The sequence below is a fragment of the Paraglaciecola marina genome (genome assembly GCF_004360155.1).
Lineage (GTDB): Bacteria > Pseudomonadota > Gammaproteobacteria > Enterobacterales > Alteromonadaceae > Paraglaciecola > Paraglaciecola marina.
The window spans coordinates 37,174-52,241 of record NZ_ML178720.1 but is presented as its reverse complement, the minus strand read 5'-3'; the positions used below and the strand labels follow the sequence as shown (position 1 = coordinate 52,241).

Annotated in this window: 15 protein-coding genes; 6 read left to right on the top strand and 9 right to left on the bottom strand. The window is 40.9% G+C overall.

The features are described from left to right. Window positions 1-129 precede the first annotated feature (129 nt). The 5 genes from EOK74_RS00220 to EOK74_RS00200 form a co-directional block, all read right to left on the bottom strand. Complete coding sequence (locus tag EOK74_RS00220) at window positions 130-1,137, bottom strand: CobW family GTP-binding protein (RefSeq protein WP_133467817.1); 1,008 nt, start codon at window positions 1,135-1,137, stop codon at window positions 130-132. Further along, complete coding sequence (locus EOK74_RS00215) at window positions 1,130-2,497, bottom strand: alkaline phosphatase PhoX (protein ID WP_133467816.1); 1,368 nt, start codon at window positions 2,495-2,497, stop codon at window positions 1,130-1,132. Before EOK74_RS00215 ends, EOK74_RS00220 begins: the two co-directional genes overlap by 8 nt. Window positions 2,498-2,519: 22 nt before the next feature. After that, window positions 2,520-3,332 carry an HAD family acid phosphatase gene (locus tag EOK74_RS00210; RefSeq protein ID WP_133467815.1) on the bottom strand — a complete coding sequence of 271 codons (813 nt, stop codon included), beginning with the start codon at window positions 3,330-3,332 and terminating at the stop codon, window positions 2,520-2,522. Window positions 3,333-3,407: 75 nt separating this feature from the next. Continuing rightward, window positions 3,408-4,787, bottom strand: coding sequence for a 5-methyltetrahydrofolate--homocysteine methyltransferase (locus EOK74_RS00205; RefSeq protein ID WP_133467814.1), 1,380 nt, complete (start codon window positions 4,785-4,787; stop codon window positions 3,408-3,410). 37 nt (window positions 4,788-4,824) lie between these two features. Then, entirely contained in the window at window positions 4,825-7,257 is a 2,433-nt protein-coding gene (locus tag EOK74_RS00200; protein WP_133467813.1) for a TonB-dependent receptor, read from the bottom strand. Between the two features lie 148 nt (window positions 7,258-7,405). Between EOK74_RS00200 and EOK74_RS00195 the strand changes: the two genes are divergently transcribed. From EOK74_RS00195 to EOK74_RS00185, 3 genes are all read left to right on the top strand, one after another. Continuing rightward, window positions 7,406-8,047 (top strand): ZrgA family zinc uptake protein, encoded by a 642-nt coding sequence (locus EOK74_RS00195; protein ID WP_133467812.1) that lies wholly within the window; start codon window positions 7,406-7,408, stop codon window positions 8,045-8,047. Window positions 8,048-8,146: 99 nt separating this feature from the next. Beyond that, the gene (locus EOK74_RS00190; protein ID WP_239023950.1) at window positions 8,147-8,554 is read left to right on the top strand and encodes a MerC domain-containing protein; all 408 of its coding nucleotides are present in this window, start codon (window positions 8,147-8,149) and stop codon (window positions 8,552-8,554) included. Window positions 8,555-8,581: 27 nt separating this feature from the next. After that, window positions 8,582-9,256 (top strand): DUF1826 domain-containing protein, encoded by a 675-nt coding sequence (locus EOK74_RS00185; protein WP_133467810.1) that lies wholly within the window; start codon window positions 8,582-8,584, stop codon window positions 9,254-9,256. Between the two features lie 27 nt (window positions 9,257-9,283). On the opposite strand, the gene EOK74_RS00180 is transcribed toward EOK74_RS00185, so the two are convergent. Genes EOK74_RS00180 through EOK74_RS00170 form a run of 3 tightly spaced genes read right to left on the bottom strand, consistent with a single transcriptional unit; the run spans window position 9,284 to window position 11,027 of the window. After that, a complete protein-coding gene (locus EOK74_RS00180; RefSeq protein ID WP_133467809.1) occupies window positions 9,284-9,964 on the bottom strand; it encodes a DUF3299 domain-containing protein in 681 nt (226 codons plus the stop codon). 20 nt (window positions 9,965-9,984) lie between these two features. After that, window positions 9,985-10,431, bottom strand: coding sequence for a hypothetical protein (locus EOK74_RS00175; RefSeq protein WP_133467808.1), 447 nt, complete (start codon window positions 10,429-10,431; stop codon window positions 9,985-9,987). Window positions 10,432-10,442: 11 nt separating this feature from the next. Beyond that, window positions 10,443-11,027: a DUF3299 domain-containing protein gene (locus EOK74_RS00170; protein WP_133467807.1), complete on the bottom strand. Its 585-nt coding sequence runs from the start codon at window positions 11,025-11,027 to the stop codon at window positions 10,443-10,445. Between the two features lie 82 nt (window positions 11,028-11,109). Here EOK74_RS00170 and EOK74_RS00165 point away from each other — a divergent pair, with 82 nt between their 5' ends. The 3 genes from EOK74_RS00165 (at window position 11,110) to EOK74_RS00155 (ending at window position 13,661) form a co-directional block, all read left to right on the top strand. Beyond that, the gene (locus tag EOK74_RS00165; protein WP_133467806.1) at window positions 11,110-11,847 is read left to right on the top strand and encodes an ABC transporter ATP-binding protein; all 738 of its coding nucleotides are present in this window, start codon (window positions 11,110-11,112) and stop codon (window positions 11,845-11,847) included. Continuing rightward, on the top strand, window positions 11,847-13,082 hold the full coding sequence (locus EOK74_RS00160; RefSeq protein WP_133467805.1) for an ABC transporter permease: 1,236 nt from the start codon (window positions 11,847-11,849) through the stop codon (window positions 13,080-13,082). Before EOK74_RS00165 ends, EOK74_RS00160 begins: the two co-directional genes overlap by 1 nt. Before the next feature lie 210 nt (window positions 13,083-13,292). Then, window positions 13,293-13,661, top strand: coding sequence for a MaoP family protein (locus tag EOK74_RS00155; RefSeq protein WP_133467804.1), 369 nt, complete (start codon window positions 13,293-13,295; stop codon window positions 13,659-13,661). 24 nt (window positions 13,662-13,685) lie between these two features. Here the strand turns inward: EOK74_RS00155 and EOK74_RS00150 are convergent, their stop codons facing one another. Next, window positions 13,686-14,906: a helix-turn-helix domain-containing protein gene (locus EOK74_RS00150; RefSeq protein ID WP_166638685.1), complete on the bottom strand. Its 1,221-nt coding sequence runs from the start codon at window positions 14,904-14,906 to the stop codon at window positions 13,686-13,688. Window positions 14,907-15,068: the final 162 nt, after the last annotated feature.

The following is a 15,068-nucleotide window of genomic DNA, read 5'->3' as shown; positions in this document are numbered from 1 at the left end:
TTAAGAAATGTAGGTTGGAGTTTTTATTTCAAAAAATTTTATTTTAAGTCAAATACTTAAGGACTATAGACCTTTAGAATATAAACTCCGTCAATTCACTGCAAAGTGTTCATCAAAGTTTATCCGTTTCTACTCAGAGGCTAAGCCAAAAACTGTTTCAATTTTTTCAGACGTTTGCAGAGCAAGTTGTTCATTTTCAGTGATAAACTCAATTCTCGAATCAGCTGCTTCATGAGCTACTATATTTATAGATACGCACTCATCGCTGATGTTGCAGGCAAGTACTCCTTGCTCGGTAATGATTACCGCTTTTAAACGATCAACAGCTACAGTGAATAATGTATCCATCACAAGCTTATAATTGAATATTAGTGTCGGTGAGCATATCCAACCAAAGGAATAATGGCCTTCACCATTATTGGCAACTTTTATGGATCCAACAGCGGGAGCTTTAATATTGTGGCTGTGTTCAATCGCAGAATGTGAATGAGAATGGCTATTTTCGTTTACTGTCTGTTGATATTTAGACTGCCCAAACAATATGTTTATATCAATTTCACCTTGCTCTGCCAAACTAATAGGCGTGTCAGTAATCTCTAGTTTGTTTAAGTAAGCTTTTAGCTCTGGGAGCAAGTCTTGCTCATACAAATCAGATTTAGTCGCAACGATATGATCTGCTACTTGTAACTGTTCTTGAAAAGTTTGATGTTCGCGCCAGCGCTGGCTTGCCAATTTTCTCGGGTCGATAAGAGTAAGTGTTGTGCCAACATCTAACACACCTTGATAATGCTCTGCGGTTAACGTTTGCAGCACCTCCTTGGGATGTCCAAGTCCAGTTGGCTCAATTAGTAATCGATGTGGTTTGGCTCTCGCGAGTAGCATGTTTAAGGCAATTTGCATGGGCAACCCAGAGGTACAGCACATACAGCCCCCTGGTACCTCCCGAATAAATACACCTTTGTCTTCAGGTGAGGATAATAATGCTCCGTCTACGCCAATTTCGCCAAATTCGTTTACAAGCACAGCCCAGCGTTCATCACTGGGTTTGGCCTTTAACAATGCTTGGATAAGTGTGGTTTTACCTACCCCAAGTGCACCAGTAATAATATTGGTGGGGACTTGTGCAATTTTATCCATACAGGTTTTGCCAAGGTCCTGTAATAGCCAAGGTAAGAGTAGGAGAATACAAATTCACAAACAGTGTTTCACCGTCTGGTGAATAGCATGCGCCAGCGGGTTCAGTTTGCCAACGTACCTTTGCAAAATCATAAACCTCGCCTTCTGGCGTTACCCCTCTAAGGTGGTTATCCACTATGGCTGAGTATTGATCTTCACATACCATTAAATGGCCATTTGGCGCTACAGCTATGTTGTCACCAAAATTAAAGGTGGCTTTGTTATGGCTTTCTACAAATAGGCTTAATGTGCCTGTTTGAGTAATGCTTTCTTGGTCATCTCTCAAAGGAGTAGGGACATATCGCATAATCTGCCCTAATGCCTTTTTACCACCACTGGTACAGCAAAAGTACATGTCATTATCGCCAAAATGTATGCCTTCACCACGGGCAAACAATGCAGCACCTTTGTTATAGCCCCTGTGACGTAAATCATCTTCTGGGCTATCCACATTGTCTAAATCAATCCACTCACAAGCATAATCTATGCTTTCTTCCATGTAAGGGGCTTGGGTGTTTCGGGTATCAAATTTGGGCTGTCCCGAAACCATTAAGGCTTGCAACTTTCCGCCTGCTAGCAAGTCGTTGGGTTTATTGGGAACGTAGCGATAAAACAAACTATCTTGTCTGTCTTCGGTTAAGTACACAATTCCAGTTTTGGGATCAACGCAGGCTGCTTCGTGGTTAAAACGGCCCATTTCCTTGATAGGTACGGGCTCGACCAACTCTCTGGCTTTGGCTGGTACTTCAAATACATAGCCATGGTCTTTCGCTATTCTATCCGAGGCGGTAGCAACGGATTCTTCGCAGGTTAGCCAGCTCCCCCAAGGGGTGACGCCGCCAGAGCAGTTTCGAATTGTGCCCAGTATAGACATGCACTGGTGCTCAACCTGACGGGTTTCTAAGTTGTAAACAATACTACTTGTTCCCCCTGCTAGAGGCAGCCCTGAGTTATAGGTGTCGTAGGCTTTTAATACACGGCTAGGTTGCATAGAGTCTTGTAACGCTTGAGGTGTTTTAGACAGAGGTATTTCGTGGTTTCTCACTAAAACTACGCGTTTATCATCAAGGGGAATACAACCCATGCCATCAGCTCGGTCAGGAACCTTAAGGCCATCGTTCATTTTGTCGTCTAGCTTAGAGATCACTTGGTAGCTAAAACCTGCAGGTAAATCTAATATTTCATTGGCATCTGGCAGCAATGGATTTTTACCTGCAGGGATAGCAGAGTCTTTAAAAACAGCTGATGCATTCAAATGAGTGGCTAAACCGCTTAGGGCCGCTGCCACTAAACCTTGATTAAACTGCCTACGGGTAAACATGTATTTTATTCCTTAGTTGAATTTACCAAGACCCATACATAGCATTGGGTAAGATAAATATATCTTTATAAAGTCGCGTCTCTAAAGCCTCTATATTGGCGTTCTCTTGGGTGATGCCATTGACGTCTTCGATATTGTCGCCAATTTGCATGACAATAGTATGTCCAGATTGCCAACTTGTTTGTTCGCCTTGCTCAGAGAAACAAACAACCTCACCGTTAGTAATTTGCTGGCGACGGAGGTCTTTGTCATTAATTATGCTTGTTTCATTTATGGCGTCTTTGTCTGCTTGAGTGCGTCCCAGTAAACAAGTGTTTTCGAAGGTTGCAGGGATTAATGCCGAAATATTTTCCCAGGTATATGCATCAAGACTTTTTTCTCGGTTTGTGACCAGCGCGACTTTTCCACCCAATGAATAAACCTTTTTCATAAACTCTGCAGCACCAGGTACAAGAGTCGCTTTTTTGGCTACTATCCAGCTAGCCCAACTCTCAGAGGTATAATGGCCATCTGTTTGGTCTACCATCACCTGATATTGGCTGTTATCTAATACCGTTTCATCAACATCCATCACCACTACCCAAGGTTCATTTTGTAAAGCAACCACTGGTAATTGTTGTTCTGCTTGCTGATATACACCTTGGGTAATAAGTTGATATTCTTTACTTTTAGTGTGCCATTTTACCGAGTTAGAAAGGGGCAGTGCTGTCAAGCTCGCGCTGTTTTCATATTCTACCCAGCTCTCTTTACTCTCTTCTGCCACTAGATTAGCCGTGCATCCTACGAATATGCTTGCACAGAAACACAGTGTTATTAGTTGTACTACTTTGTTCATTATTTATTACCTAATTGAAAACTATACTGAGGGAGTTATGAACAAAGGTTTATTTTGTCCATAACCCATCCAGATCTAGTCGTGGTCATGCTCCTCTTCTGCAATTCCTAACCAAGTTAGAGAAGCGGGTGAGAAGTCTACTTCTATATCATCAGTAATAGTCATGCTTTCAAGGTCAATTTGCAATATATGCTGTGCAATCGGATCAGATACGTATACATAGTGACCATTTTGAGCCGCAGCAAAACTAAATGACATGCCCTCTGGCATGTTAGAAAGATCTTCATCAGAGATATCTATACTGGTCTCTAATTCCCACTCAATTTCGCCATCGTGGTCATGACCACTAAGTACATTGAGAAACCCTAGCTCATCTAAAATAAGAAAATGTTCGCCTTCATAAGCAAATCCATAAGAGATGGGAGCCGCATCAGTTTCAGGTTGCCACTCTAAAACTTCCATGCCACTTTCGGGGGTTATGTTGACTAAAATAACTCCCTCTACTCCGTAAGCAGAGGCAACGCCAATGAATGAGTCATTTTCTTCATGGGAGTAAATACTGCCAATGCGCACGTCGTTTAATGCATCAATGTTAGGTATTTTTTCTGCATGATACTCTTCATCACTCTCTTGATAAGCCACTAATACACCATCACTACAACCGAAAACGGTATATTCTTCATTTTGGGCGGCACCATGTAAGTCAGGACAGGTAGCTTCTAAAACTTGTTCTTGCTCATATTCACCATCATGAAGGTGATAAACACCAACTTGGTCCGGTAATATAGTGGTCGCTGAAGTGGTTTCTGCATCGTCACGATGAATGGTTGATAGTAAATGGTCACTATTTGGCTCTGCCACACCATGCATGTTTACAGCGTATTCTAGGGTGGCAACTTCAGTGGTGTTACTGCTGATGTCTGTATCTGATACAACTTGTACTGATGCGGCTAAACTTGTTTCTGCGTCACCATCAAAAAATACAGCAGTTTGACCGTCATATTTAATGACATGTGTTGGACGACTTCCTTCGAGTTCAAAGTCACTCATAGCCGGAGTCTGCTCATAGTCATGTAAATGCTCCACATGATCTTCTCGCCACATTCCTCCATCAATAAAGCCCACATAGTCATTACTTCGACTGGTGACCACTGCAAATCGATAGTCAGCAGAGGCGGTAAGTGTGTTTGTATCGTGAATTAACGTAAACGTATCCAACAATTCATTGTCGTCTAAATCAAAGATAGTGGCTTCGTTGCTTTCAGCTGACAACACGGCAAGTCGCCCCATTGACTCTATGGTATATTCATCATCATCTTCGTCATGATCATGCTCGTCTTCTTCCTCAACGATAGACTCTTTTTCGATGATGTTTGTTGTTGCGTCACCACAGCCATATAGCATTAAACTAGCGATGGCCATTGCCAGTATGTTTAATTTTGGTAATTTGCTCATTATATCTTCCTTAAGTATTTAAAAGTTATATCGGGGGTTAGAAGTAGCCTCTAACGCCCACTGCTATGTTTCGTCCCGGACGTGGGGCAACATCTTTAATAAACGAGCTATGCACTCGGGCTTCGGTGTTGGTTAGGTTGCTGCCTTTGAGGTAAAGAGCGATATCTTGATTAAAAACAGGAATGTCATAGGACACGCTAGCATCAACTAAGGTGTAACCGTCAGTAACGGTTTCATCAGATGTAATCCGGTCTTGAGTGTCATAACGAGTAATATCTAAATGAGCACTAATACTTTCATTTTCATAGCTGAACTGAGTTCCTAATCGAAGGGGAGGGGTACGAGGTAAGTTACCGCCATCTTTGAGTCGGGCACGCACGTAATCAGAGAAGAAGGTCGCCTTAAATGCATTGGTAACTTGCCACGCTACTTGCACTTCAAAACCATGTAAAATTACATCATCGGTTTCGAAAATATAAACAGGCAGTAGTTCTTCGCTACTTTCTTCTTCGGTTTCTTCATCACCGTGATCATGGTCATGACCACTTTCAGCTGATAGCCCAGTAGACGTCTGATAGTAGTAGTTATCTACTTGGTTATAGAAGGCATTAAATACAAAAGCTATGTCCCCTTCAGTTTTTCGGAAGGTTAGGTCAATGTTGTTTGCTGTTTCTAGATCAATTTCTTCATCAGACAAACCAATATAAGCTTCGTGTTCCGTTTCATATAAGGCAAACAAAGCGCCCACCTCATAATTACCGGTACCAATATGCGGTCCAAAAGATAAAAGCTCAGCAGCTGATGGAGCACGTTGTGAGCGTGATACAGAAAGGCCAAAGTTGTACCCTTCGGTAAAGTCCCAGACTAACCCAACTGACAAGCTGACTGGGGTAAACTCATGATCTACTGCGAATACTCGGGTGATGCTGGTTTCGTCGTCGTGATCATGGTCGTGGTCATCTTCTTCCTCGTCTTCATGGTGGGTTTCTAGCGTAGGAAGTAATACGTTGTCCGCTTCCAAAGTTACTTGCTCTATACGACCACCAAACTGCACTAAAACTTCACCAATATGCTTTTCTTCCATTATGGCTAGTGCAAAGGTTTGTGCTTTAGATGGTGGCGTAAAGGCTTCCTCGCCCTGGGCAGCGACATCGCTGTTTTTAAAATGGAAGCTTATACCGCCATTCCAGTCTGCAAAGGTGCTATGAATGAAATCTAGTTTTATTTCGGAGGTTTGGTTTTCAAACAGAGTTCCAACTTCGCTATTTTCAACTTCAGCATGTTCGTAGTCAGTAAAGCCCCCGCGAAAATTGATCTTTTTGATCCACTCGCCATCGGCATTAAACTCACCAAGTAATTGCACTCGAGTTTGCTCTAGGTCTGCAAAGACGCTTTCTTCTTCCTCCTCTTCATCATGATCGTGCTCTTCTTCATCGCCATGGGTGTGACCAGGAATGCCGTATTCACGATTAAACTGCTCTACAGCTACCCCAAAAAAACCTTTATCAAAAAGATAACTAGCGCCGAGTGTTATACCGTTTGATTCTTCGGCACTGTTTTCTACTACAAAGTCGTGTTCTTCATGATCTTCGTCATCTTCATCGTGATCTGAATCAGGGTCTACTGGGACTTCATAGTCGTTTGATTTACGCCAATAACCATCGGCATAAAACCCAAATGATTCTGTCCCAGTGGTAGCATTAAAAGAAGCTAGTTTTTGGTCGTTTACTGAGCTGTTTTCAAGTAACCATTCGCCACGGGTAGTGCTATCTGTAGGTACGCGGCCATCGGCTACATTTACTACGCCGCCAATCGCGCCACTTCCATAAAATAAGGTGGCAGGGCCCCTTAATACTTCGATTTGTTGCGAAGTTGATGCTTCAGCAGCAACTGAGTGATCTGGCCCCACTCTAGATACATCGCTTACGTCTAATCCATTTTGCGCGATTAATACTCTAGGTCCACTTAAACCTCGAATAATAGGTGTACTGGCAACATTGCCATGAAAGTTACTTTGCACACCAGGGAGTTTTTCTAAGCTATCTCCTAATGTGGCTGCCTGTTGACGACGTAATGCCTCACCGGCAAGCACACTAACGGGCGCAGCAGATTCCATGACAGACATATGAATAGGTGTAGCTACTACATCAATGACTTCTATTGGTGAGCGAGTTAGAGTAAGTGTTAAGGTTTTTGATTCATCTTCAGAAAAAACTATATCTTTATGCAAGTGTGCATAACCTGAAACCGATATGTGGAACTCGTTATTTCCGATACTTAAATCATCAATGACAAAGCGGCCATCTTTTCCCGTTACTGCATTTAGGTTAGTACCTTCAACACGAACTAATGCGCCAGATACAGCTTTACCGCTACTGTTTTCAACTAGCCCTTCTAAAGATTGTGCAGCTAAAACACTTGTGGGTAAAAGCAGCCCCATGAGCGCTGCAATGCGAGATAAGTTATACATTCTATTCCTTTTTATTATGTTATATTGTAACAATGCTAATGGTTATGTTATATTGTAACAAATCGGCTTTCAATCATTTTCTAGCTATCGTGAACTTAGGTTTGGTAATGTCTGTAGGTGAATAGTATTGAATTAGGTGGAGAGAAAAATGAAATTTACAAAACAATTAATATGCTTAAGTCTTTGTTTTGGCGGAATAGCTAAAGCGCAAGAGCATGTGCATGGTGCTGGCACTGTTTTTGTCATTCAAGATGGTGCTCATTGGCAAATGCAATATGTGCTGTCGGCCGCAGATGCATTGGGTTTTGAGCATGCTCCTGAAGATAAAAAACAAAGAGATAGTCTTGCAAATCTTGGTCATACCTTGGAAAAGATAGAGAACCTTGTGCAACTAGATGGCAAATGTAAACAGCTCGATTATTCTCATAATTTAGATGTATTTGAAGGTCAAGAAAGCGCAGAACACAAACATGGCGACCATCATGAAGAGGAAAAAGAGCATCATCATGACGAGCATGACGAGCATGACGAGCATGACGAGCATGACGAGCATGACGAACATGACGGGCACCATGAGGATCACGATGGCCATGATGAAGAGCACAAAGTTCATCATCAGAATATTGAAGTGTCTTATACACTGCAATGTACAAACCAAATAAAAGGCTTGTCTTTCGCCATATTCGACAAGATGCATAGTCTACAAACACTTGAGGTGCAATGGAGTATAGCGTCTGGGCAAGGGTCGGCGACTCTTACAAACAGTGTTACAAATATGGAATTTAATTAATGGTGAGTATTGGCTTAAATATGCCTAAACAAAAACTGCAGTCTAACTTAGCTTTTTTAAAGGCGTTATTAGCAAAGGGTTATTATGTTTAAGAGGCTTATGAACCTTGCTGATCGTTCAGCTATATTTCTATCAACACTTTGTATGATCCACTGTTTAGTGTTGCCGCTTATTTTAATTCTATTGCCTACTTTAACGACCTTGACCTTCTTTAGCGATGAGCGCTTTCATACTTGGTTACTGTATGCGGTACTGCCGATTAGTGCTTTTGCCGTGGTTCTAGGGTATTTCCATCATCGCAGCTGGTTAGTGGTATTGATTACATCAATGGGCATGGGAGTTTTAGTGACTGTGGCTATTTTTGGGCACGATGTCTTTGGTGAGCAGGGTGAGGTATTTGCTTCAGTAATAGGTTCTATCTTGGTGGCTTACGGCCATATCATAAATTTTAAAGCCCGCAGACAGTTAAGTCAGTGTCATCCAGTTGCTGCTAGAAGTACCAGTTAACATTTTAAAATCAAATCGGAGTGGAGTATGCCGTCGCAAGCTGTTTTAAAAGACCAAACAACTAATAGTGTCATTAGACGTTCCAGCTGTTTTGATGAACCAAGTATTCTTACTGGCATTTATGATGAGTCGGTTAATTTAGCCATTTGGCAACGTGATTTATCCAATGAGATTAAGGCGGATGTCACACGCTTTATTAATACAGCATCACATTTGGAGCGTTCGGCTTTTATCAGAATGCAGCATATTGAAGACGATCTCCGTGATGAATTAAAATACACTACTTTAGGCAATGCTTTTATTAGTAACGCCAGTGAAGTTATAGATATGTTTTGCACTTTGTTTGATTTAGACCAAGTGGGCTTCCGCATTCGTTTACTTGACTCTCCCATGTGCCCACGATTTCATATAGACCGCGTACCTTGCCGTTTAGTAACTACGTTTTTCGGGCAAGGTACACAGTGGTTAAGCGGCAATCATATTGATAGAAGTAAGTTAGGTCACGGTAGTAAAGGCTTAGATGATAGCGAGTCTGGGCTGTATATATCGGATGCAAATATAAAAAGTATGACTACTGGAGACGTCGCCTTACTTAAGGGGTCTGCTTGGATAGGTAATGAAGAGACTGCTGTAGTGCATAGATCGCCACCATATCGTGAAGGTGATAAACGTTTATTACTTACCTTAGATTTTTTGTCTTAGGACTTAAATGTTTCTTTGGAACAATGGTTAGTGTGTCCGAAAATCATCAGGTTGGCCGTAAAAAGGCATAATAGAAACCAAGTCTAGAGTGTAGGCTGAGGTCCCCATTAAATCTTCAAACAATTCTATGTTGAGTTTGCCCATTAAGGTATAGGTATTAGTGATGTCCACATCTTTAAAACTTTTCTCTAGTTCAACGTATATCATTTGATTTGGCGGTGGAGCGGGTAAGTGGATGCAAGCCCCAAAGTAAGGTACAAGAAAGAAGCTTTTCACGCTTTTATCATCATAAAAATCGATGGGAACAATAAACCCGGAAATACTCACCATTTTATTTTCAAACTCAGTCATGGTTTTGGTAGAGATTAAGGCATCTTGATAATTCTGGTCTGTAGACGCGTTGATAGAGCGCATCACTTGTGCTGTCATTTCTTCTAAGTTTTGAGGCTGTGTAGTTTGATAGCGAGCAATCACTTCATACTCTTCTCTAGGTAACAGTGAAGCCCATTTTAAGACAAAGGGCTGAGCTTGGTTGGCTAAAGATTGCAGCGCAGGATCTGACGTTGCATACAGAGTTTTTTTATGGAATACAGCTTGTTTGATGCTTGCCCAATTGTCTAAGGCTAAACGCCCAATCCACACACCTAAGCCAATGCATAGTACAAAGGTTAAGATGATTTTAAGTTTACTTTTTAGTTGTGACCCCATTGTAGGAAAATACAGCCTAACTAGATAGCGGTTACACTCACTCGTTGAATTTTTGAATAGGGTCTGTAGCTTTGTGTGGCGTCTATTCTAACCATAATAAAGTGTTCACCTGGCCCCGTGGCTTGGAAGGTGACATCTATCAAGCCTTTATCTTTAGATAAACTAAGAGGTGATGAATCAGCCAGTATCAAATTTTTGCTCGGGGTTAGAATGACTTCGGCATTGGTATAGTCGTCAGGTACCACGTAACGTAACTGTAGTTTAGCATCTGTGGCTGCGGTTACTTTTACTCGGTTATCGTGAGTTACTTTTAACTCGACTGGGGCAGAGTTATTCATATGCTGTTGTGCAAGAGGATGAAATTGCCCAAAAGAGCCCATTCCAAAACCACCGCCGTGAAATTCACAAGCAAAAGCCTGCAAAGTGCTAGGTATCAATAATAGTAAGTTAACCAGTTTAAGTTTCATTGAACGACTCTCTATTCGTAAGCTTTAATATTGTCCAAGGACATACCATAAGCAGATGTACCTGTGGTATTGCTTATGGTTTCTATCTGCAGCACACCTTCAAACCAAAAAGGTTCAGTCAGCTGGGCTAATTCAAAGCCGGTTTCTACCTTACCGTATATCATTTGATTAGGCGGTGGAGGTGGCATATGCAAGCAGGCGCCAAAGTAGGGCACAATAAAAAACTCTGTGACTCGCTGTTGCTCATCAGACTTTAAGGGGACGACAAACCCAGGAATTCTAACGGGCTTGTTATCAAATTCTGTCATAACTCTAACGGAGGTTAATGCCTGTTGAAAGCGCTGGGTTGTTGCATCTTCACTTGTTATACCAGAGAAAGCATCAACCGAGTCCTGCTCACTGCCATCTTGAATATCAGCTAGATAGTCTGGCGGATTGAGTAAGGCTTCTAAATCATCTTGTGGCATCAACTGAATCCATTCAACCTCTTGATAATTTTGTGTTTCAGCTGCTTTGACATTTACATTGGCGAACCAAAGTGTTGCTATAAGAACAATACTAAGGTACTGCAAATGACATATTTTTTTAGTGTTCATGATTGATTGTCAGGGTGACCAGTAATACTATGAATAATGTTATATCATATCAATAATAATAAGCGCTAGCTCCATCTTATTTATGACCTTAAAAGAAAATATCTCAAACGATAAAATAATTAACCAAGTTGCAGCCATTGAGTTGCAAAATGTGGTGCATACTTATGGTAAGCAACAGGCAAATAGCAAATCATTACACTTTAGCCAGTGGAAAGTTGAGATAGGCCAACAGGTATTTCTGTATGGCGACTCAGGCTCGGGCAAATCAACCTTGCTTAATTTACTGTCAGGAATTTTGGCCCCTCAGCTGGGTAGCATTAAGCTATTTGGAACTGAAATGAGCGACTTGTCTAACAGTGGGCGAGACCGCTTTCGAGCTGAAAATATAGGCGTGGTGTTTCAGCAGTTTAATTTGATCCCTTACTTAAGTGTTGCAAAAAACATTGAGTTGGCTGTGTACTTGGCTAAATCCTCAAAACAGCAATTAGTTGAATCTTTACAACAGCTGATGGCTGCACTGAAGTTACCTAGTAGTATTTTACATACGCCGGTTTCAAGTTTAAGTGTGGGGCAACAGCAAAGGGTGGCGATTATGCGAGCCTTTATTAATGCGCCTAAATTACTCTTAATTGATGAGCCAACCTCAGCACTTGATAACTCTGCTAAACATGGATTTATGACCTTGCTATTAGAAATGTGTCAGGCTCACAACACCACCATGATTTTTGTGAGTCATGATACTGGTCTAGAGCCATTTTTTTCGTTACGTACGCCAATTACATCATTTTGCAATGGCATCAGTGATGAGGTGGTTGGTTAATGCTTACTTCAATCGCGTGGAGCAGTTTAGTTAGCCGAAGAAAGACTGTATTTCTAACGTTCTTATCTTTAGTGGTGAGTATTAGTGTCTTGATAAGCGTTGAGCATATACGCTTGCAAGCAAAAGAAAGTTTCAACCGAACCATATCCGGTGTGGATTTAATAGTAGGTGCACCTAGTGGTGAATTAAACTTACTTTTGTACTCGGTATTTAGAATGGGGAGCCCTACTAATAATATCGATTACAATAGTTTTACTATGTTAAAGGCCAATAAATCTGTGGCTTGGGCTATTCCAGTCTCTTTGGGTGACTCCCATCGTGGTTTTCGCGTGATGGGTACCAATACTGATTATTTTAAATATTTTAAATACGGTAGTGATAAGCCCCTCACTATGGCCGCGGGTAAAGAATTCGCCAGTCCATTCGAAACTGTACTAGGTGCCGACGTAGCCAAAGAGTTAGGATACAAGCAAGGTGATAAAATAGTAATAGCCCACGGCATTGGTAGTACTAGCTTTGTGAATCATGACCAAGCGCCATTTACTGTAAGTGGTATTTTGGCCGCAACGGGCACACCAGTAGATAAAACCGTGCATGTGAGTTTGGCAGCTATCGATGCTATTCATTTACCCCCTAGCCAATTAAAAAAATTGGTAGATAACCCTGATACGCAGCTAGCATCACCTAAAAGCATTACCGCTATGATGTTGGGGTTAAACAACAAGTTCGCCACGTTTACACTACAGAGGCAAATCAATAATTACAAAAAAGATAGGTTGATGGCCGTGCTGCCCGGGGTGGCGATGGCTCAGCTGTGGCAATTGATGGCGAATGTTGAAAACCTATTGCAGGTTATTGGTTATTTAGTTTTATTGGCATCGCTATTTGGCTTAGCCACTATGTTGTTAGCCACCATGAACGAAAGGCAAAGAGAAATTGCTGTGTTTCGTATTCTCGGGGCATCACCTAAACTAATTGTTTCGCTAATTATTTTAGAGGCGCTCATCATCAGCTTATTGGCATTGGTGTTTTCAATAGGGTTTGTGACCTTATTACTCACCTTACTAGACAGTTGGTTAACTGCAGAGTACGGCTTATTTTTAAGTAACAATGTATTCTCTATGGACTTACTCAAGTTGTCTGCTGTTATTACTGCTGCCACAGTTATTACGGCCTTAATACCTGGCTTAGAAGCATACAAAAACGCTATTCACACCCAGTTATCTGGGCGCTAAGGCGCTAACTGCCGTTCAATCCCATTAAAGATATGTCGATGTCATCGACATATCTTTTGTGCTTCATATCGTGCATTAAATCCTAAATTTATTAAGTTAAAAAACTTGTCGTCATAGTAAAAATTATTTGTTTTTCTTCCTGTACATTTTTGTTTAAAACGGTGCTGTTTTAACAACCAACAAAGCTGTAGATCTCTAGGAGCAAATAAAGTGGATACTTTTAACGTTCGACCTGGCAGTAAAACCTACCTTGACCCGCTAAATTTCAAATATGGCTTTAGAAAATCCGGTGACTTTAGTATTACTGAATCAGAAATCTTAAGTACCTATGGCCATACCCTTTTAGCCTTAGAAATGGGGGATGTGACCCCCGAGACTGACGCCGAAATTCATTTTGTACAAGCGGTGACAGGTAAACTTGAAGCTGATTCAAAGCTTGAAAAAACGTGGATCAAATACGTACGTTTATCAAGAACTAAACGAACCTTTTTTACCTTATATAGCTCAGCATCAAAATCTAAATTATTAGATAATGATGCAGAAGAGTACGATAGTAATGATCTAGAAGCTGAAGTGTAAAATCCAAGTTTATATCTTTGAATACTAGGCTTGGCTGGCTGCCTTTGTTATTAGCATTTTACGGTATTGAGTAGGCGTTTGGTTGCAGTGTTGTTTGAATAGGCTATTGAAGCTAGATTTAGATTTAAAGCCCGCCTGAAACGCCAGATCTAAAATAGTCGTTTGAGGACCGTTTTGGGATTCTAGCAAGGCTTTTACCTCGCTTACTCTAAACTCATTAACATACTGATAGAAGTTTGTAGATAAGCCACTACTTAGCACAAGAGATAGCATCCGCCTTGGGATATTTAATTCATCAGCCAGAGCATAAACTGTAAATTCTGGCTCTAGGAAGGGCTTTTGGGTCTGCATGTAGGTATTCATTTTATTAATGATATCTTGAATTGCTTCTTTACTCAGAGGGCTATTATCTTCTTTACAGTTATCTTGTTGTGGCAAATCAACTGGCGCAGCTTTTTGTAGGGTATCTTCTTTGGTTGCTGACAGTCCCCTAAAGTAAAATACGGGTTTTTGTTTTACACCAAAGAAACACAGCACTGTGCTAATTATTAAAAAAGAGAGCATGTGAAGGGTATGGGCTGAAGCTTGAGAAGCTGGGTTTAACACTTCTTCATTTATGACATTAATGATGACCATAAGTGCAAAGGTTCCAGGTAATGCGTATACCCAACTTAAGCTAATTCTGCTGTCATTTTGTGAAAATAATTCAGAAATTTTTCTTTGATGGGTTATCAAAAGGCTGATGGTCAAAATAGAATAAATCACAAATATAAGCCCATTAATAAGCCCAAAATGCACAAAAACTGGTTCAAATAGACTGGTAATTCCATGCTCTCCTATAGGACCGACTTTGTTATCAGCACTGTTCGGAAGAGGCACCATAGGCTTTGGATGTGCCATCAACATAAAGAGTGGATACATAATGGCAAATGGCAATAAATGCAATAAATCTGACTTTGAGCTAAGTGACTTGTCACTTATTAAGGTTCGTACATAAAAATATAAAATAGGCCCATGTAACAGATTAAGCATTGGGTTGGTTAACATATTAAAAGGCGCAGAGTGCACATCAAAATGGGTTAATAAAGTATGTAGTAGCGGGGTGTTTAGGACGAATAACCAACCACATAAAAGAATATCTGTTTTATGAACGTAAGACTTAGCAGTAATATTGAATACGGTGAACAAGGTAAGCGACAACCCAATAATACTCATTTCCCAGGTAATACTTTCTATTTCAAACAAACCTAAACCCCTACTGCTGCCATAATTTATAAAGACAAACATCTACTACAAAATAAAAGTCCAAATAACGCCATTTGGACGACTTACCTACCTTTACACCGTAAATTTTACCCCTAAAGTCACAATTAGTTAACAGCAGGTGCCTGCTTAAACGGCCATATA